Annotated in this window: 21 protein-coding genes; 16 read left to right on the top strand and 5 right to left on the bottom strand. The window is 38.4% G+C overall.

Annotated features, from left to right (window positions below; genetic code table 11):
* Positions 1 to 14: 14 nt before the first annotated feature.
* On the bottom strand, positions 15 to 599 hold the full coding sequence (rrtA, locus tag AOG26_RS04850) for a rhombosortase (protein WP_054561461.1): 585 nt from the start codon (positions 597 to 599) through the stop codon (positions 15 to 17).
* Between the two features lie 85 nt (positions 600 to 684).
* On the opposite strand from rrtA, the gene ggt reads away from it, so the two are divergent.
* From ggt to AOG26_RS04865, 3 genes are all read left to right on the top strand, one after another.
* Complete coding sequence (gene ggt, locus AOG26_RS04855) at positions 685 to 2442, top strand: gamma-glutamyltransferase (RefSeq protein ID WP_054561462.1); 1758 nt, start codon at positions 685 to 687, stop codon at positions 2440 to 2442.
* Positions 2443 to 2616: 174 nt separating this feature from the next.
* On the top strand, positions 2617 to 4311 hold the full coding sequence (locus tag AOG26_RS04860; RefSeq protein WP_054561996.1) for an NAD-dependent malic enzyme: 1695 nt from the start codon (positions 2617 to 2619) through the stop codon (positions 4309 to 4311).
* A gap of 136 nt (positions 4312 to 4447) precedes the next feature.
* On the top strand, positions 4448 to 5164 hold the full coding sequence (locus tag AOG26_RS04865) for an SIMPL domain-containing protein (RefSeq protein ID WP_054561463.1): 717 nt from the start codon (positions 4448 to 4450) through the stop codon (positions 5162 to 5164).
* A 6-nt stretch (positions 5165 to 5170) separates the two neighbouring features.
* On the opposite strand, the gene AOG26_RS04870 is transcribed toward AOG26_RS04865, so the two are convergent.
* Positions 5171 to 6523 carry a DUF2254 domain-containing protein gene (locus tag AOG26_RS04870; protein WP_054561464.1) on the bottom strand — a complete coding sequence of 451 codons (1353 nt, stop codon included), beginning with the start codon at positions 6521 to 6523 and terminating at the stop codon, positions 5171 to 5173.
* A 119-nt stretch (positions 6524 to 6642) separates the two neighbouring features.
* Between AOG26_RS04870 and AOG26_RS04875 the strand changes: the two genes are divergently transcribed.
* The 5 genes from AOG26_RS04875 (at position 6643) to AOG26_RS04895 (ending at position 9738) form a co-directional block, all read left to right on the top strand.
* Positions 6643 to 7017 carry an MAPEG family protein gene (locus AOG26_RS04875; RefSeq protein WP_054561465.1) on the top strand — a complete coding sequence of 125 codons (375 nt, stop codon included), beginning with the start codon at positions 6643 to 6645 and terminating at the stop codon, positions 7015 to 7017.
* 1 nt (position 7018) lies between these two features.
* A complete protein-coding gene (locus AOG26_RS04880) occupies positions 7019 to 7924 on the top strand; it encodes a substrate-binding periplasmic protein (protein WP_054561466.1) in 906 nt (301 codons plus the stop codon).
* Complete coding sequence (locus AOG26_RS04885; protein ID WP_054561467.1) at positions 7921 to 8553, top strand: sulfotransferase; 633 nt, start codon at positions 7921 to 7923, stop codon at positions 8551 to 8553. Before AOG26_RS04880 ends, AOG26_RS04885 begins: the two co-directional genes overlap by 4 nt.
* Before the next feature lie 45 nt (positions 8554 to 8598).
* Positions 8599 to 9171, top strand: coding sequence for a tRNA-(ms[2]io[6]A)-hydroxylase (locus AOG26_RS04890; RefSeq protein WP_054561468.1), 573 nt, complete (start codon positions 8599 to 8601; stop codon positions 9169 to 9171).
* A gap of 195 nt (positions 9172 to 9366) precedes the next feature.
* Positions 9367 to 9738 (top strand): hypothetical protein, encoded by a 372-nt coding sequence (locus AOG26_RS04895; protein ID WP_054561469.1) that lies wholly within the window; start codon positions 9367 to 9369, stop codon positions 9736 to 9738.
* Positions 9739 to 9744: 6 nt separating this feature from the next.
* On the opposite strand, the gene AOG26_RS04900 is transcribed toward AOG26_RS04895, so the two are convergent.
* Entirely contained in the window at positions 9745 to 10437 is a 693-nt protein-coding gene (locus AOG26_RS04900) for a metallophosphoesterase (RefSeq protein ID WP_082401563.1), read from the bottom strand.
* Between the two features lie 245 nt (positions 10438 to 10682).
* On the opposite strand from AOG26_RS04900, the gene AOG26_RS04905 reads away from it, so the two are divergent.
* Genes AOG26_RS04905 through AOG26_RS04915 form a run of 3 tightly spaced genes read left to right on the top strand, consistent with a single transcriptional unit; the run spans position 10683 to position 12699 of the window.
* Entirely contained in the window at positions 10683 to 10898 is a 216-nt protein-coding gene (locus tag AOG26_RS04905) for an ATP-binding cassette domain-containing protein (protein WP_054561470.1), read from the top strand.
* Positions 10895 to 12259, top strand: coding sequence for an ATP-binding cassette domain-containing protein (locus AOG26_RS04910; protein ID WP_054561471.1), 1365 nt, complete (start codon positions 10895 to 10897; stop codon positions 12257 to 12259). The genes AOG26_RS04905 and AOG26_RS04910 overlap by 4 nt, the downstream gene beginning before the upstream one ends.
* Positions 12260 to 12318: 59 nt before the next feature.
* Positions 12319 to 12699, top strand: coding sequence for a hypothetical protein (locus tag AOG26_RS04915; RefSeq protein WP_054561472.1), 381 nt, complete (start codon positions 12319 to 12321; stop codon positions 12697 to 12699).
* A 125-nt stretch (positions 12700 to 12824) separates the two neighbouring features.
* Here the strand turns inward: AOG26_RS04915 and AOG26_RS04920 are convergent, their stop codons facing one another.
* Complete coding sequence (locus tag AOG26_RS04920) at positions 12825 to 13139, bottom strand: hypothetical protein (protein WP_054561473.1); 315 nt, start codon at positions 13137 to 13139, stop codon at positions 12825 to 12827.
* Positions 13140 to 14046: 907 nt separating this feature from the next.
* On the opposite strand from AOG26_RS04920, the gene AOG26_RS20840 reads away from it, so the two are divergent.
* On the top strand, positions 14047 to 14202 hold the full coding sequence (locus AOG26_RS20840; protein WP_200907856.1) for a hypothetical protein: 156 nt from the start codon (positions 14047 to 14049) through the stop codon (positions 14200 to 14202).
* A 59-nt stretch (positions 14203 to 14261) separates the two neighbouring features.
* Here the strand turns inward: AOG26_RS20840 and AOG26_RS04930 are convergent, their stop codons facing one another.
* Positions 14262 to 15065, bottom strand: coding sequence for a hypothetical protein (locus tag AOG26_RS04930; RefSeq protein ID WP_054561475.1), 804 nt, complete (start codon positions 15063 to 15065; stop codon positions 14262 to 14264).
* Between the two features lie 758 nt (positions 15066 to 15823).
* Here AOG26_RS04930 and AOG26_RS04935 point away from each other — a divergent pair.
* Genes AOG26_RS04935 through AOG26_RS04950 form a run of 4 tightly spaced genes read left to right on the top strand, consistent with a single transcriptional unit; the run spans position 15824 to position 20026 of the window.
* Positions 15824 to 16219: a response regulator gene (locus AOG26_RS04935; protein ID WP_054561476.1), complete on the top strand. Its 396-nt coding sequence runs from the start codon at positions 15824 to 15826 to the stop codon at positions 16217 to 16219.
* Positions 16220 to 16226: 7 nt separating this feature from the next.
* Positions 16227 to 17120 (top strand): AAA family ATPase, encoded by an 894-nt coding sequence (locus AOG26_RS04940; protein WP_054561477.1) that lies wholly within the window; start codon positions 16227 to 16229, stop codon positions 17118 to 17120.
* A 3-nt stretch (positions 17121 to 17123) separates the two neighbouring features.
* The gene (locus AOG26_RS04945) at positions 17124 to 18083 is read left to right on the top strand and encodes a DUF58 domain-containing protein (RefSeq protein ID WP_054561478.1); all 960 of its coding nucleotides are present in this window, start codon (positions 17124 to 17126) and stop codon (positions 18081 to 18083) included.
* Positions 18084 to 18085: 2 nt separating this feature from the next.
* Entirely contained in the window at positions 18086 to 20026 is a 1941-nt protein-coding gene (locus AOG26_RS04950; RefSeq protein ID WP_054561479.1) for a transglutaminase family protein, read from the top strand.
* Positions 20027 to 20030: the final 4 nt, after the last annotated feature.

Here is a 20030-nt window from a genome sequence, read left to right on the forward strand (position 1 = left end):
AAAAGTGAGAAAGGTTACCCGCGCTTTTTTATTATTTTTATAAAGACAGGCAAAGCCAACAGTGTGCCGCCAATTGCGCCAATAAAGTGGGCGTCAATGGCAACATTAGAGGCGATTAGCTGACTCACCGATTCACTCGGGCCTGCTATTTGCTCCCAAATCACTTTAGCCCAAGTACCAGCAAACAATAACCAGCCTGAAAACATGCCTGCTTGTACATCTTTAACTGCACCCCAAATGATCACACCGTGCAGTAGGGCACTTAACCCGGTGTAAATTTGGATATCTGGGCAAAATAGCCACACACCTAAGCCACACCATAATGCAAGAATGGCAATATTAAACGCATAGCGAGCTGGGCTTGTATGTTCAGCGTGTAGCGCCCAAATTAATAAAATTCCGGCACAATTTAAGCCTAAATGGGGCCAATTTGCGTGTACAAATTGACTAGTGAAAATGCGCCAAAATTCACCATTTGCAACTAACTCACGGTTAAATTCGAGATATTCATTTAAGTTAAAAGTAGCAAATAAGGAACTTAGTATTACTAAACACAATGGCGGCAGAATATATTCTAGTTTCAGGGGCAGGTTTATCATGTTATTTTTGTTGTATCTGAGATTGTCGCCTATTGTGCACGTTTAATTTTAAGATGCCAAATACACTACGGGATTAAGTTTATTTATGTTATTCAAAACCAAAGCGCTGTTAGCTCTGTCCACCTCATTAATTTATTCAACGGCTATTTTTGCAACCCCTGCAAAAATTGAAACTCGCGAACCTGAAGCTGCTACAGGCTTTGCTCATAAACAGGTTGTTGAAGGCGATAAGTACATGGTCGCAGCAGCAAACCCTTATGCAGTAAAAGCTGGCCAAAAAATGCTTGAGCTAGGCGGCTCCGCAGTTGATGCAGCCATTGCAACGCAATTAGTACTGACACTGGTAGAACCGCAATCGTCGGGTATCGGTGGTGGTACATTTATGATGTACTTCGACAGCAAAACCAAAAGCCTAACCAGCTTTGATGGCCGCGAAACGGCTCCAAGCAATGCTGATGAAACACTATTTTTAGATAAGCACGGTAAAGCCGTAAAATGGATTGAAGCCGTTGTAGGTGGTCGTTCTGTTGGTGTTCCAGGTATTTTAGACGCTTTTGCCACAGCCCATAAACGTTACGGTAAGTTAGAATGGCAAACCTTGTTTGGCCCTGCCATTGAATTGGCTGATAAAGGCTTTATTGTTTCGCCGCGTTTACATCAATTATTGGCTAAAGAATTAAACCCAGGGGTTACTAAGCTACCTGTTATTCGTGACTACTTTTTCCCTGATGGTAAACCACTTGCTGTAGGTACCGTTAAAAAGAACCCAGAACTTGCTGCGCTTTATAAAGATATAGCGAAACAAGGCATTGATGCTTTCTATAAAGGTGAAAACGCCAAAGAGCTTGTGCATGCAGTGCAAAACTCAGCAGTTGCACCGGGTACTTTAACGGTTGAAGACTTAGCTAATTACAAAAGTAAAGAGCGTGCACCTGTGTGTGTTGATTATCGCCAATACGAAGTGTGCTCAATGGCACCTCCAAGTAGTGGTGGTGTAGCTGTATTACAGATTTTAGCCTTACTTGAACATAAAGACATGGCCAAACTCAAACCAAACTCTGTTCAAGCATTGCATTACTTTACCCAAGCATCGCGTTTAGCGTTTGCTGATCGCAACGTGTATATGGGTGACCCTGACTTTATGCCAATCCCAACACAAGGATTACTCGATAAAGACTACCTTGCAGGTCGTGCAAAGCTTATTTCTGAAAAAGATGCTCACGCAGAAGCAGGCACACCGCCTAACTCACTTGCGTACGCGCAAGATGATGCATACGAGTTACCATCAACCACCCATGTATCGATTGTTGATAGCCAAGGTAATGCGGTTTCGATGACCAGCTCTATCGAAATGGCGTTTGGTTCAACAGTAATGGTGAACGGGTATATTTTAAACAATCAACTAACAGACTTTGCTTTATCGCCTACCAAAAATGGTAAGCCATTAGCTAATCGCGTTGAAGCGGGTAAACGCCCGCGTAGTTCAATGTCGCCAGTCATGGTGTTTAACAAAGACGGCAGCTTACGTTTAGTGGTTGGCTCACCAGGTGGTAGCCGTATCATTGATTATGTAGCTCAAGTGGTTGTAGGTGTGCTTGATTGGAACCTAGATGCGCAAACAGCTATTAACTTACCGCGCATTACTAATCGCAATAATTACACAAGCCTAGAAAAGGGCACTGAACTTGCCAATGCTGAAGCTGAATTTGTTAACCGCGGACACACAGTTCGTATCCTAGATTTAAACTCTGGTTTACATGCTGTTGAAGTTAAAGACGGTAAACTTTATGGCGCAGCCGATCCGCGCCGCGAAGGCATCGCTTTAAGTGATAAAAGCCACTAAAAACAAGCTCAGCAGCCTTAAAGCTGCTGAGTTTTCATGTATACTATCTGCTATGCTATTTAGAGCATAAAATTCATTTTCTTCAATGGTCTGACAAGGTGAATTGTCATTGCAATTTCGCCTTCAAGAGTAATAATGTCAGGTCATAATTATGACGCATCAAAGCTTGGAAATATGACTACAAATACCGATCCAAATTATCTTTATATTCCTTATTCAGGCCCAGGTCTGATTGAAACGCCACTATTAAATAAAGGCAGTGCTTTTTCACAAAAAGAAAGGGAAAATTTCAACTTAGCCGGTTTACTGCCACCGCGTTATGAAACGATCGAAGAACAAGTTGAGCGTTGTTACCAACAGTATTCAAGCTTTAGCGATAATTTAAACAAGCACATTTACCTACGTGCTATTCAAGATAACAACGAAACACTTTACTACCGTTTAGTGCGTGATCATCTTGAAGAAATGATGCCAATTATCTACACACCAACGGTAGGTGATGCCTGTGAAAAATTCTCAGACATCTACCGCAGTGCCCGTGGTCTATTTATCTCTTATGAAGATCGTTTCCAAATTGATGATATTTTACGTAACGCTACTAAAGGCAAAGTAAAAGTTATCGTTGTGACTGACGGTGAGCGTATTCTTGGTCTAGGTGACCAAGGTATTGGTGGTATGGGTATTCCAATTGGTAAATTATCACTTTACACAGCATGTGGTGGTATTAGCCCAGCATATACGTTACCAGTAATGATTGATGTTGGTACAAACAACGAAAAACTACTTAACGACCCTATGTACATGGGTGCGCGTCATAAACGTATTTCTCAAGAAGAGTATGACGAATTCTTAGATCTATTCATTAAAGCCGTTAAACGTCGTTGGCCAAGTGTGTTACTTCAGTTCGAAGACTTTGCACAACCAAATGCAATGCCATTACTAAAACGCTACCGCGATGAAATCTGTAGCTTTAACGATGACATTCAAGGTACTGCTGCGGTAACTGTAGGTTCTTTACTTGCTGCATGTCGTGTTAAAGGTGCGAAGCTTTCTGAGCAAAAAGTGGTATTTGTAGGTGCAGGCTCTGCTGGCTGTGGTATTGCTGAGCAAATTATCAGTACCATGGTTGCTGAAGGCATTAGCGATGAACAAGCGCGTTCTCAAATCTTCATGGTTGACCGTTTTGGTCTACTTACTGAAGGTATGGAAGGCTTACGTGACTTCCAACAAGCACTTTGCCAATCTAAAGAAGGCTTAAGCGAGTGGACTTACAGTGGTGAGTACGCATCGTTATTAGATGTAATGCACTGTGCACAACCAGACATCCTAATTGGTGTATCTGGCCAACCTGGTTTATTCACAGAACAAGTTATTCGTGCAATGCACGCATCTTGCCCACAACCGATTATTTTCCCGTTAAGTAATCCGTCTAAGCAAGTTGAAGCGCTTCCTTCTGATGTAATCGAATGGACAGACGGCCAAGCGATTGTTGCCTCTGGTAGCCCATTTGATCCGGTTGAGTATAACGGCCAAACGTTCCCAATCCCACAATGTAACAACAGCTACATTTTCCCGGGTATTGGTTTAGGTGTTATTGCTGCTAAAGCAACTCGCATCACAGATGCAATGCTAATTATATCAAGTGAAACACTGGCTGAGTCTTCACCACGTGCAAACTCTGGTAAAGGCAGCTTATTACCAGCACTCACTGAAATCCAATCGTTAAGTAAACGTATTGCATTTGCAGTAGCGAAAAAAGCGATGGAAGAAGGTGTTGCACTTGAGCTGAGCGATGAAGCACTATGGGCAGCAATCGAGAAAAACTACTGGCTTCCAGAGTACCGTAACTACAAGCGTCGTAGTATCTAAGCTATAACGCATTTAGTAATTGAAAAAACAGGCTTTTAACGCCTGTTTTTTTATATCTGAATAATAGGGTCTTGTTCATATTGAATTAACCCTTTAAGGTGATAATGAACGGAGTTTTAAATTAAGGAACAGTATTATGCGTAAGTTAGTTTTTACCGCTATGGCCGCCGCGCTAAGTTTTAATGCATTAGCAGAAGCAACACCTGATGCGCCACATATTTATATTCAAGGTAACGCAACGGTTAAAGCAATCCCAGATAACGTTAAACTGACAGTAGGTATTGTTGAAGTAGATAAAGATTTAATTGCCGCTAAAAACAAAGCCGATGCAACCATGGCGAAAGCAATTAAGCTTGCTAAAAGCCAAGGTGTAGAAGAAAAGGGCATTTATGCCTCTAATATCTCAATTCATCGCCAAACAGAATATAACCGCGAAACAGGTAAGCAAAACTTTGTAGGCTACAGAGTAACGCGTAGTTTATCTGTTACGTTAACTGATATAAAAAAATACCCAATAATGCTTCAGCAACTAGTGAACTCGGGTATTAATGAGATTAATCAAACTCAGTTTGTATCAAGCAAGTACGAAGAGCTACAAAAGAAAGCGCAAAAACTTGCTATTAAAGATGCCCGTGCTGCTGCAAAAGAATTTGCCAGTGATTATGGGGTTGAACTTAAAGGCCTTTATACTGCATCAAGTAGCCCACTCGATACAGGTAGCCAACCTTATATGCGTGCCAGTAAAATGGTTATGGCAGAAGCAGCACCAGATAACTATGTACCTGATGCATACAACGGTGGTGAGCTTACGATTACCGCAAGCAGCTATGCGGTATATCTAATCGAAAACTAAATTCAGTTATTTTTTGCTGGCAAACCTTGCCAGCAATTTTTCACCCTGTTGCTCTGAAATACGGGCAATCGCTTTTAGCATATTAGTAATTTGTTCACGGTCGTACTCATTACTAATATGCGTATCTACATCTTCAATAATCGCCCCTAAGTAAACAAATAGACTATCAGTTGCTTTTTCGTTATCAGATGCCCTAAACAATATGTTTTTAAAGGCCTCTAATACATTCACCATTACATAGGCATCATTTTTTGCGTAGTTACGAATTGGCGTAAAGTTATCATGCAGTAATTCATCGAATGACGTTTCGTGTATAAATAAGTGCGGTTGATTGTTCTCGCATCGTTTAAGCGAGTAGTTCACATCGTAAATGTCTAAACGCAATATGAGCAATATACTCAACATATCAATGGCTTTTACCGCAGTACCGGGATCGTTAATACCCGGGCTCATAGCTTTTACAGCGATTTCTGAAATTTGCGTCATACCGTAGCGGTAATGATCGCTAATATATTCTTCGATATAAAAGATAAAGCAGTCTAGTAATTGCTCTACTAGCTCAGGTTTGTCAGATAAGTCAGTATCACACTTTAAAAACGGATAACCTTTAACCGTAAAGAAACCTTGCTTAACCGAAATATAAATTTTTATACCGTGCTGTTGGCACAAGGCGCACAATTTGTCGGTATGAGCGCCCTTAAAGTAGCCTTCTGTTTTACTCTTAACACTATGCCAGTCATCAAACTCAGGAAAATGTTCAACAGGGTTTTCTTGTTGCATGTCAATTATGCATTTAAGCTCGCTTTTGGTATTTTTAAACAAGTCGTTTAGTACATTATCGACCTGAATGGCTTTTGAAATTGAGTGAATAAAAAACACAAAAAAGCCCAACGAAATTAAACCAAACACCAAAGAAAAGAAGATACCGAGCGATGGGATCCCCATGTCGCCATCACCAATGGTACGTATGTTTATCAGCATTAAAATGGTGTAGATAATACTGCCAAGATAAAACCCTAGCACTAATTGGTGTGACTTACGGGTAATAAGCCCAGGTAACACACGCGGTGAAAGGCTGGCACTGGCACTATTAAGCACCACCATAACCATAGAAAAGCTAAAAACGGTTAATGAGATAATACTGCCTGCAAGTGTGCTGAGGATGGTTCGGGCGTTCTCTTCGCTATCGACCAGTAACACGCCAATCAGCTTTTTAAATTCCATTGATAAAGACGAATACTCGACTGCTGTGGTAACTAATCCAAATACTAAAAACACCACAGAGAGCATTGAAGGGTAAAAACCGATACTACTGATCATCTCGCGGTAGTTATCGGCGATTTTTCTTGGCGTAAACATGCACTTCCTTAAGAACTGTTAGACATTAAATATCATACTGAGCTAACCTAACTACTTACTTAACAGCCTAGCAATAAACAGTGCTAAGCGTCTAACTTTAAATAAAAATTGGAAAAACTGTGATTGTTTCAACGTTTGCTGCCATTTTGGCCATTTTATACATTCAACTTAGCTTTCGTGTAATTAAACTGCGTAAAGCAAAACGCATTTCACTTGGCGATGGTGGCGATGCTAGCCTACAAGCGGCAATACGCGCTCATGCTAATTTTATTGAATATGTGCCATTTTCCTTGATTATGCTATTTTTATTAGAGTACCAAGGTCTTCCAAGCCATTATTGTTATATTTTAGGGGCAATGCTCTTGGCTGGCCGTTTTTGTCATAGTTATGCACTCGCTGATAATCTGATGAAATTACGTGTATTAGGGATGATGCTAACTTTCTTAACTATGTTGATCAGTGCAGTGATGTTATTAGTTACACAGGTGTTCTAATATGCAAAAAGTTGTTTTCACACTATCTCTTCTGCTTTTATCAAGTATCAGTATGGCTAATGTGAAAACAATCAATGCTAAAAAAAGCATTAACGCTCCTCCTGAAACTCTTAGGGTGATTTACCCTAAGACGATGCCAAACCTTAATGAAGAAACACTTTATCCGCTCATACTCCTCCGTACCGCTCTTGAAAGAAGTGGTTATAAATTTACTCTCGATCCAGCATCTGAGCTGTTAGGTCAAAACCGAGTTCTTAAAGAAATAGAGACAGGGTCAGGCATAAACGTAAACTGGAGTATGACTAATATTGATCGTGAAAATAGGTTGTTACCACTTAGAACCCCCATTTTCAAAGGGCTTTTTGGTTGGCGGTTAATGTTCACAACACAGAAACAATTACCTTATCTTAGCCAAGTAAAAACCTTAGAAGATTTAAAGAATATTATTTTTATACAAGGTGAGGACTGGCCAGATACCTTTATTTTAAGGGATAACGATTTGACCGTCGCTACCGCACAAGATTTTGAGTCACTGTTTGTTATGCTTGATAAAGGTAGAGGGCAGTTATTTCCACGTTCTTTGCTTGAAATAGAGAGTGAAAAAAATTTTTATGAGAAAAAAATTGACCTAGTTGTATTACCGCAACTAATGCTGAAATATCAAAGCCCAATTTATTTCTTTTTTAATAAAGATAATCCTGAAATTGCAAAAGCAGTGAATGAGGGTTTAAAAGTTATGCGTAAAAGTGGTGAGTTTGACGAGCTATTTTTTAAATATAATGGTGATTTCATTAAAAATGCCCATCTTCATGACAAAATTATTATAGAATTAAAGAATAACCAATTACCTAAGTTAACTCCTGTAGATGATAAGTCTCTGTGGTTATCACTTGATCAGGTGCCATGAGCTCTAAAATATTTATAATCGGTTTACCACGAACCGGCACAACCAGTATCTGTAACAGCTTTTTACAACTCGGATATAAAACCGCCCACACAGCCTATACCCAGCAAGCAATTACAACCGCAGACGTTATTGCCGATACTCCGGTATTTAGCGAATACGCCTTACTTGATAAACATTTTGCAAATAGCCGTTTTATCAACCTTGAGCGCAATTTAACTAAATGGCTGCCTTCGATTAGGCAGTTATTAGCACGTATGCACACTAATTTAATGCGCCCAGACGGTGGCTTTAATATCCATTTAAAGCGCTGCTACCTCGATGTATTTGGCCATTACAGCTTGGCAGAATTAGAATCTGATGAATACTTAACAGCGTGTTATAACCGCCACCAACAACAAGTGGCAAACTATTTCAAAGGGCGTGAACAGCAGTTATTAACACTCGATGTAGCTGATCCAAACAGCTCGCAATTACTTCAGCAGTTTTTAAACACTCAGCAGCCAATTAACTTTAAACAGCTTAATATAGGCGGTAAGGTCACAGCGTGGAATGATATAAAACACCCCGATAAAGTATCATCGACCCGAAGTGGTAAAATTGATAAATCTCTTGGTTATAATCACACGTAAAATACGTTAAAATCGCCGCCATTATAAGTTTAGTTGTTCCTTATCATGTTTGAATTGAAATACCACACGCCATTTGAATGGACAGAAGGCGTCTTAGCTGACTTCGATACCTTTTTACAAGATCATGCTGCAGCAGAGAAAAAAGCCTCTGGTATGGCTATGTCTATGCTTTCTCATTATCCTGACCGTCGTAAGCTTGTTAGAGCCATGACAGACTTAGCACTGGAAGAAATGATTCACTTTAAGCAAGTTTTAAAGCTATTAATGGAACGTGATGTATCTCTTGGCAATGACCAAAAAGATCCTTACATCAAACAAATTCGTGCGGTATTTAGAAATGGTCGTGATGAATTTTTAATGGACCGTTTATTAGTAGCAGGCGTTATTGAAGCACGCGGACACGAGCGCTTTTCGCTTGTAGCAGAAGCCTTACCAGCAGGCAAAGAAAAAGAGTTTTATGTCGCGATTGCTAAATCAGAAGAAAAACATAAAAACTTATTCGTTGAACTTGCCTACGAGTATTTCGATAAGCAAGATGTTGATACACGCCTTGAAGAGATCCTCATCGCAGAAGCCGAAATCTGTAAAAATATTCCGTTTACAGCAGCGCTTCACTAGTGTGATGCTTGTGTATTAGGCCTTTTAGCCTAATACACAAATTAATGTTTTATCCCAAAGCAGTAAATTAGGGACTAAAAACAATAATTAAGTCTCCAGAAAATAGTTTTGCCAATCCTAATTGATTAAATAAACAGCATACATTCATCTTTCTCTCCTATAGTTAAATTAGTACCTAACTGTGAGGAATAGAGCATGAAATGGATGATGACTCTTACGACGCTGTCGTTAATAGGGATTGTAATTACCGGTAATTCAATTTACACCGAAGTTAAAATCTTTCGTTCCAACGATAAGCCAACCGAAATAACCGCTAGTATGTATCGCTCGCTTATTTGGCATAGCGATATTTATAAAGACGATCAGTTTTTAAATACCGCACAAAGCTACTTCAGCGATGGCAAAATTGATACGCGTGAATATAGTAAACTTACGAGTTTAGCGAGCAAAATTGCCGGCCCTATCATCTACATTCAAGAAACCGGTGAGCAACTGTGGCATGCAAGGTTAACCTACAAAAAATACCTTGAAGAGAAAACGGTCGAACGACTGGCAAGTTTACATTGATGAAAACTACTTGATCAGCGTCTTAAGCTCAACAATGGTGGGCTTACCGCTGAGATAATTGGTATCAAGATGGTAGCTATTGCCAAGCCAATAGGGCTTTTGGGTGGTGTTATGGCCATGCACAGAAAAGTCGATACTTGGATTTATTACCGGCTTTTTCGCATTGGTTAAGCTTCTATCCCAAAGCAATGCGCCAATCGCTTGTTGTTTGTCGGTTGTAGGGTTTTGCCAATCCCAATCAGCACAGATGGTATGTGATAAACCAATTTTTAATGCACCGTATTCAACATAGTAAGAAAGCGGGCATTTAAGTAGCTGCTTACAGGCAAATGCGAGCTCTTCATCGCTTGCTTCTAGGTGCCAACGGCCGCCGTTCTCAACCCATAAACGGTAGTAACCTTTATCCTTTGCAAGTAATGATTCAAGTAGCATGTGTTCGTGGTTACCTAAACACATGTTTACACCCAACTCTTTAAAACGCGCAAGTAACGCAATGCTGTGCTCACCCCGGTCAATCACATCGCCCAATGAAAACAAGATATCTTCGCTTGGGTTAAAATTAACAGAGCAAAGCGCCTGTTCAAATTTAGTTAAATCTGCATCTAAATCGCCAATAACAAATACACGTTTACTTTCATTAATTTGCATCTTAACTTGAATTGGGTTTTGCGAGGCAAGAGGGCTTTTAACTAAATTCAAAATACATTCCTTTAAGCAGTATGTAGCTTAAGACTATCATAACTCATTGCCATTTGAGCACTGGGTGGTTATTATCTAGCCTTACTTTTTAGGAGTTACCGCCAACATGAACAACTAAACCTGTTATCCAATTTCATTTTTATCTTTTTGGACCAACAGGGTTAGTAGGCGCTGCTCACTATCACTTTTAATATGTTACTTCTCGTGTGATCAAATGCTTATGCCCCTGTAATACAGGAGGCACTATGCCACAACTTCAAGCTTTTAATTTATGTTACCAACATGGCAATGGCGATGTTGTATTTAACGACCTTTCTTTTTCACTCACAGCTAAAGTCACCGCGTTAGTCGGCAGAAATGGCTGTGGTAAATCTATCTTAGCGTCAATACTTGCTAAGCAAAGAGAGCCTAGCTCTGGTACGGTTGTTTGTAATTCAGCCCTTGGCTTTTATGGCAAATGAACGATGTGAATCAGATTGATAACCTAACAATTGCAGAGGCTATTGGGCTAGAGCCTGTGTTTAAAGCCCTTCATGCGATAAACCAAGGGCAAGTTACAGAGCAAAACTTAACTTTGCTTGAAGGAAATTGGGACTTACCACAGCGCTTTAATGCAGAACTTGTAAGGCTTTGCATAAACAACAAAACCCCTAACTCCTTAAGCAAACATTTAAGTGGCGGTCAGCTTAGCCAATTAAAACTTTGGACACTATTTACCTGCATAAAGCCCGACATTTTAATACTGGATGAGCCATCAAACCACCTAGATGCAAAAGGTAAAAGCTGGCTTATAAAGCAAATACACAACTTTAAAGGGCAATTATTACTAATAAGTCACGATCAAGAATTATTAGAACAAGCCAATGAAGTTTGGGAGCTAACAACCCTTGGCTTAACACAATATGGTATGCATTTCTCTGAATACCAAATACAAAAACAGCAGCAAGTTGCTGCCCTTGAAAATAAATTAAACCACATTGTTAAACAGCAAAGTAAGCTCAAGGCAGCAGAGCAACTACAAAAGCAAAAAGCACAACAACGTGCAGGCCAGGGCGCAGCCCTCAGAAAATCAGGCAGCCAACCTAAAGTGCTGATTGATGCTAAAAAAGATAAAGCCAGCGCCAATTTATCATCACAAAGTAAAAATACCGCTAAGCGAGAAGGTGAACTCACTCGTAATAAACAAGAGCTTTCTAGCCAGCTTGAACAAACTAAAGCGCAGCAATTTTACTTAGCGCAATCAGGTGATGCTAAGCACCAAAAAGTACTTAGCCTGGAGAACGTTGTATTAGCACACGGAACACAAAAGCCGCTAAATTTACAGGTTTTCAGTGATGATAAAATTCATGTAGCGGGCGCTAATGGCACTGGTAAATCAACCTTACTTAAAACTCTGACATACGACATACCAGTAAAAGCAGGGCAGTTAAATTGCAATCAAGCACTCTATTATTTAGACCAACATTTTACATTAATAAACAACGAGCTAACCCTGCTTGAAAACGTGATGACTTACTGTAAAAACCTAGATGAAAGCACCGCACGGACTATACTTGCCAGTATTGGCTTTAGAAAAGACGCTGTTTTTAAACATGCAGCGCTTTTAAGTGGTGGCGAGAAAATGAAGCTCGCCATGTGTATCGTCAGTAATATTGAAAGCACCGCATTTTTGTTACTCGATGAGCCCGATAATCATCTCGACCTAGAATCAAAACAGCACTTGGCTCAATCATTACAGGGCTTTAAAGGTGGGTTTATACTTGTGAGTCATGACAAATACTTTGTAGAAAGCATCGGCTGCAATAAGCAAATTGGTTTATAAAATAGCCATTTATAATTAAGCGTGCTAGGGTGTTTGTAGGTAAATTACAAGGAATGACTATGAATTTTACAGCCGCCTACCGCATTTTCACTGCTTTATTCATGCTGATTCTAACGATAGGTTTAGGCATGACGCTCAATGATTTTACCTCGTTGATATACGTGTTCGTGCCGTTATTACTCATGCTAGGCAGTTCATTTATGCCGTTTTTTAAACAGAGAAAACTGCGTTTGATACTCTTTGCCGCCCCAATTGTTATTCTATACTGCTTTAGCTTTTACCCTTGGCTTACAAATTATCAAGAAGTCGCCGCTTCATCATCCACCTCAACCCTCGATTTTATCATCATCCCAGTTTGGGCGACCTTATATGGCGCGGGTTTTGTGGTATTGCATGAAATAGCGCTGGGTGTTGCTAGGGCGTTTAATTGGGGGAAGTGACAGAGTTTTAGCACTAGTTTCTTATGGTTGTACTACTAAGGCTTTGCTCATAATTTATATTACAGAGTAAAAAGGAAAGGGCGAAAAGCCCTTTTTTATCAAATTAATAGATCATGATAAAATTATCATAAAGGTTCAAATCTCAAATCATTAAATTTAGATTTCACAATTATAGAGCGGTTAAAATCAACTTTATTATCATCAATATATATACCATTTCTATACCAAAACTTTTCTCTTTTGCTGCTTTGAGCTGGTTCTATTTGAAATAAACCAAGCATTGGATGAATTGATAAAGTTAAGTCATGATTTTCGCGTTCAGCAGTGAAAACATTTGCTCCAGTAATGTAACTAATTATTGAAACAGAGGTGTTAGGTAATAACTTGGATATTTCATCTGTCAGTATTGAAGGGTTATCTAAAATTTGAAAGTGAAACACCAGAAATTCTTTACCTGAAGTCTTAATCAAATATGGGTGCAAAAGATGTGCTTCATTTGTTATAAACTTTTTTGTTTTAGCTAAATTATCTGTAATAACCCAGCCTGAAAGCTTTTAGTTACAACTTGCTCTTTAACTGTAAACTTAAATTCAATAGTAACTTCCTGATTTTGGGCGTGCAGAATTTTATGACACTGAGCACATAATAGTACGCACTTTTCTAATTCCTCAAGTTTAATAGTACTAAGTTTGTTTTTTATTAAATTACTATAATTTGGAGATTTTAATTYAGGTTTAATATGATGAAATTCAAACATTCTATTTACTGTATCATACCTATCATATAACTCTTGAACTGAAGTATTACAGTATTGACAATTATTCCCCATGAAATCATATAATTGCTTTCTAGACATAACATTCCCTTTATTTAACTACCTGTTTTTTCTGATATATCACCGATAATATCTAGTAATTGGTTTTGAAGATCAAATAAATATTTGTCTTGATTGGATGTTTGCTTTTTTAGGCTTTGGTACATCTGTTCAGATTTCTTAGCTGACCATTTATACCGATGCACGAGTTGCACATCTGATGGTTTTACTTTTCCCCAGGGGGTAAGCAATAAGTTATCCTCCCTTGAAATTCTACATTATGACCACGGGCCAGTAGGTGGCATGTAACCGCGATACATAATTTCTACTAGTTTTTCTATCGGTTTAGTTGATTTGTTAACTAGGGATAGGGCATGACAGTCGATGTAAACTCAATAAACTTGATTTCATTGTTATTGTGCAAATTGGTGGTGCGTTCGCTACCGTTTTGCCGCAGTGAAAACAGACATTACATGGATTAAGCGTGTAATTGAAAAGCACGGTGAAGATATAACGAAACTACAGGATAAATTATGATAACGACATTAGGTAAATATTTAGCAGCTAAACTGCTAACCGAAGCATTTATAAAACGTGTATGTTTGGCAACAGTTAAGCACTTAGCAAGCAAATCAGAAAACAAGCTTGATGATGAAATTGTTGATGCTTTATCTGAAGCTTTAAAGTAAAAATCCAAAAGGGTGTAATGGCCAACAAAAAGCCCGCTAAAAATGTGGGCTTTTTATTTTTAAAAGAAATAATTATTTAAAATATGTAGTTTTTCCATAATTGTTTCAGATCTGAGACAAAAAGTTGTTAATGCAACAATGGATAAATAGAAGGGGACTCTATACTCTACAAAAACGGTTAGATTATAAAACCTAATACTTTTAAAGTACCTTTCTATAAAGCTTTCATCCTCTTTAGACTTTTCGTAATACCACCTAAAGTCAATTCTTTCACTATTGGATTCTGTAGAAGCAAACCTTGTATCARGACTTATAATTTCAGCATTATAACCAAGGGATTTAATTTCCTCTAAAATCCTATTTCTTGATTCTTGGTCAAAGAAATCAATATTACAGAAAACACTAAATGTCTGTTTTTCATATGTAGTTCTTACATCATCAATTTCAAGCCGAAGAAAGCCCAAGCCTTTTTTTGATTCTAGTCGCCTTCTGACCGAAGTTTTAATTAAATACTGAACAAGATCTTTTAGAAAGCTATTTATTAATTTCTTATTCGTAATTGAGAGTAAATACACCTCATATTTTGTTAAAATGAATAAGTAATAAAGAATTTGGTAATAAATTAAAGAAACTAGTATGGCGACTACAAGGACAGATGGGAAAGAAACACTACCACTAATTAGGCCAATACTTGTTCCTGTTAATTTAATCCCAGCTAAATTATAAATTATTGAAAATACAGAAAGTAAAACTAAGCCCTTACGATACTTTAAATTTTTTTCCCCAAAACTTTCAAAGCTTTTAATTTTATCAATGTGACCAGATTCAATTCTGTCACCCTCAGTTACATTCAATTTTTTCATTTCAAAGAATTTCCTTTTTCATATTAGATAAATACCACTAAAAAAGGCCGCTGTAGTAGCGGCACGAATTCAAGCAGTATTTTTTATCTCCATACTTTAACACAATATCTTTTAAAGCAAGCTGTTCACTCATTTTGATTAAGTCATTACCAATGACTCACAGCGTCTAGCTTACTTACCAAATCGTACAGTTATCTAATTTGAGCTTGAAGGGCATTTACGTGGCTTTCGGTATAACGAGCAGCTTGATGTAGAAATAAATCATAGTTAATGAACTTAAAGCCATAACGGTTACAGGCAGTGAAACCAAAATTGCTTTTATACTTTTTGGGGAGCCGTACAAGAAAGGCATTTAAAATCTTGGTTAGGACAAAGCCAAGTTATAGTTTCATTGGAATGAAGTAAGTCTGATTGAAAATTTACAAAGTAAAAATGAGCAGTTCATAGAAAGCTATAAAACCGTGAAAACCCAAATTAAGCAAAAAAGGGGCTAAAAACCTTAAAATCTAACGACTAATGAACCTGCTTATAAAGATAAATATTCTATTTAACATAATATAAATTATGGGAAGTACAGTATCTATACATATCTACACCTATTCTCTGTGCATGTTAAGTCCAATACTAGACGGTATCGGACATTTGGGTGGTGTTTTATCATATTATTCATTTTATTAGTGCTTGTTTCTTGAGCTTAGTTATCTCATGACTTATATTAAAACTATCAACTTGAGATGTAACGATAAGATGTAAACGATATGGAATTTGTGAAGCCGTTAGAACCTATTTTGATAATCGATGATATGCAAGATATCCGCGACTATCTAAATCAAATTTTAACTGGTCTTGGTTTTGACGATATTTTAGAAAGTCGAGATTTTGAATCAGCTAAAACCGTTATTGAAGAAAAGTCGCCTAACGTTATCTTTCTTGATATTGAACTACCTAATACTGACGGTACGGATATTCTTGAATACTTAAATGACCGCCATCCTCATACTCATGTTGTTATGTGCTCTGGCCATAATAGTCTTGAGAATGTGCAAAACACCTGGGAATTAGGTGCTAAAGGTTTTATCGCTAAACCATTCAACGCAAAAAAAGTCGACTCTGTTATGAAACGTCTAGAATTGATGGAAACCATAACAAACTAAGTAGTTTATGAATTCGACAATCCAACTCATTATAGATGACTTATCAACGGTTATTTTTGGTAAACAACAACAAATCAAACTCGCCCTTACGTGTTTATTTAGTGAAGGCCACCTGTTAATTGAAGATTTACCAGGCATGGGAAAAACCACTTTATCTCATGCACTTGCCGCAGTTCTTGGCTTGTCATATCAACGCATTCAATTCACTAGCGATTTATTACCTTCTGACATTCTTGGTACAAACATTTTTGATGCTAAAGAACATAGTTTTTCATTTCATCAAGGCCCAGTATTTAGCCAAGTTGTTTTAGGTGATGAAATTAATCGTGCCGGCCCTAAAACACAAAGTGCGCTATTAGAAGCTATGGAAGAAAAACAAGTGACGGTAGATTCGGTTAAACACGCCCTACCATCGCCATTTTTTGTGATTGCTACGCAAAATCCAGTGCATCAATCTGGTACTTATCCGTTACCTGAGTCACAATTAGACCGCTTTTTCATGCGTATTAGTTTAGGTTTTCCTGATAAACACGCTGAGAAAAACCTCATTTTAGGCTTAAACAATCGAAATTATGACGACTTACCTGTGCGCATTAATCCTGAGCAACTTGCTGTTATTCAAAAAGAAATTAATAAAGTAACTATAAGCAACTCGGTGGTTGATTATATCCTTGAGCTAGTTGCGTTTACTCGCCAAGATAACCATTTTGTAAACCCATTATCACCAAGAGCCAGCATTGCGCTTGCCCGAGCTGCAAAGTCATGGGCGTATATTGAAGGTCGTGATTTTGTAATGCCTGAAGATGTACAAGCTGTTTTTCCTAGTGTGACTGATCACAGGCTTGGATTAAACGCTGGTGACAGCGGTTATGCACTTAAACATGTGCCTGTAAGCTTATAAAACATGTTTAAGCGCCCTGCTTTTATTGATCAATTTCGTCAGTCTGTTTTTAATAAGTTATTAAAAAACAAGCATAATACCAACGAAATTGAGCTTCAACATAAAACGATTTATGTATTACCCTCAAAACTTGGTGGGCAGTTTTTACTAATTGCCTTACTAAACTTTGTAATGGGCATTAACTATCAAAACAACCTGATTTTAGCCATGGCGTATTTAATGGTGGTTGTTTTGGTGTTTGCGATACTCACCGGCTATAAAAATGTGAGAGGTTTGTCGGTTAAATACCTGTCAGTAAACGAAAGTTATGCGCCAAAAGCCCCTATTGCGCGTTTTCAAATTCAAGCACAATCATACTGTGAACTTATAAAACTGATTAATGACAACCTTGAATCTGAAACTGTGTCACTACAAAGTAAAGAGAAAAAGATCGTTGAAATAGCGCTAAAATTTAGTGAACGCGGTGCATATGGCTTTGATAGAATAAAAATCATTAGCCACTTTCCATTTGGTTTGGTGTCTGTGTGGAGTTATATAGAGCCAACCGAAACGGTTTATGTTTACCCTCAGCCTATCGCCGCTGAAAAGCTTGATACTCAGCTCCATGACAATGACGAACACGATGGCGATAACGCACAAGTTAAAGCCGGTAATGATGACTTTTATCAGCTTACCCCTTTTGTGCAAGGAACAGCGCTTAATAAGGTATCGTGGAAACACTACGCTAAAACTCAGCAACTATTAACGAAAGAATTTACCAGTGACGCATCACAGGAATTAGCGCTTAATTTCAATATGTTGAGTGGCAATAATGAGCATAGATTAAGCCAGTTATGTTTTTTGGTGAACCAATTAACCGACCAACAAATGGCGTTTTCGTTAACCTTACCCAATAAATCCATAGCGAAAGGCCAAGGGGTCAACCATCAAAAAGCCTGCTTGCAAGCATTAGCGGAGTTTTAATTATGAATACACCGCTTATAAATACCGTTTTATCACTGCTGTTTATTGTTACCAGTGGCTTTTTGTTCACTGAAGTACCTACTCCATTCTTAGCCATATTGGCGGGCCTAAGCTTTTTAAACTTGTTTTTAGGTAAGTTTTATAAAAAACTAAATGGATTGGTGGCGAATATTTTGGCTGCGGTTTGCTTAGTTGCCTTATTTGTTCTGGTTGGTGTGAGCGATACGGTCAAGTTATTTGTATCCATGATGCTACTTGCTAGCAGCTTTAAATTGCTACAAGCGAAAACCGTTAAACAGTATCAAACCGTTTGTTTACTAGTATTTTTTAACCTTTCAACGGTGTATTTGTTTCATCAAGGGTTATTTGAAACCTTGGTAGTCAGTGTACTTTATATTGTTAACTTCGCGGTACTTGGCTATTTAACTAGCCCGCAAAGCTTTAAGGCCGCTAACAAACAAAGTTTTAAAACCATACTACTAGCCTTACCCATAGCGGCGTTTTTGATTTTATTTTTACCTAAAATTCCAGCGTTTTGGCAGCTACCGGGGCCAAAGCTTGCTAAAACGGGTTTATCAGAGCAAGTTAACCCCTTTTCTATTGCGAAATTAGCTGAGTCAGATGACTTGGTTTTTCTGGTAGAGCAACAGGCAGGGCAAGACCTACAAGCCCCCTATTACTGGCGCAGCCTTATTCATGATGAGTTTAATGGTAGCGATTGGCTAATATCGGACATTTTGAAGTCTCAACAATTTAACCCAATTCGCCGTACAATTACTCAAAGTAATAGCGTTAATTATCACGTTATTGCAGAGCCCTCATCATCAAACTGGTTGTTTGGGCTTGGCTTTGCGCAAAGTGCTAATTCTGATGTGCACTCAACCTACAATGGCTTGTTAAAACGTAAAGGTAACTTAAACAAAAACATTAAATACGCGGTAACTAGTAGCCAAGCCTCGCTGAGCCTAAATAACTTTGAAAAACGCTTATATACCCGCTTACCGAAAACAACCAATCCGCAAACAACGGCACTGGCAAACGAGCTGGCTGCTGAGCATGAAAATGCGCAAGCTTACTTTAACGCGCTTCTTGATTACTTTAATCAGAAACAGTTTGCTTATACATTAACGCCTACACCAATGTATGGTGATAATACGCTAGACCAGTTCGTGTTTGATACCAAACGTGGCTTTTGTGGTCACTATGCCAGCACCGCTGCATTTATGTTTCGTGTCGCCGGTTACCCCGCCCGTGTTGTATCTGGTTATTTAGGCGGAGAACAAACTAAAGCTGCTACGCTTAACATTTATCAATACGATGCACATGCTTGGGTCGAAGTGTTCTTTGATGAAAAGTGGCACATATTTGATGCTACCGCCGTTGTTGCTCCTGAGCGTTTAAACGGTTCGTTATCACAACTGGGGGATTTAAACGAAAGCTTTAACGACAATCTTAACTTTGGTCTAAAGCGCTGGAGTCATTTTAAAGCAATAAACTGGCTTAGAATTCATCTTGAAGAGCTCGACTATAAATGGACTAACTGGGTGCTTACGTTTGACCAAGAATCACAACAAAATTTATTTGATTCACTGTTTGGTAATAAGTCAGCATGGCTAACGCCTTTAATTGTGTTAGGTACATTATTACTGAGCTTTACTGGCTATTTCTTATATAACAAACGCCCTATTCGAAGTAGAGAACCGCTTGTTGATGACATCACTAAGTTTTACCTGTGGGCAAAAAAGCAAGGCATTGAGCCAGTTGATACCAACACGCCACTACAAAATATTGCTTTAATTAAACAGCAAAAGCCTAGAACAGAGGCATATTTAAGTGAGTTTGAGCAAATAATCATCGAAGTACGTTACCAACAGCAATCATATAACCAAAATCGCAAAAACCGCGTACGAGTTCTGTTAAACTCTCTCAAAACAGCCAAATAGAGAA

Origin of the sequence: Pseudoalteromonas sp. UCD-33C (assembly GCF_001306895.1) — a bacterium.
In the GTDB taxonomy this organism is placed as follows: Bacteria; Pseudomonadota; Gammaproteobacteria; order Enterobacterales; family Alteromonadaceae; genus Pseudoalteromonas.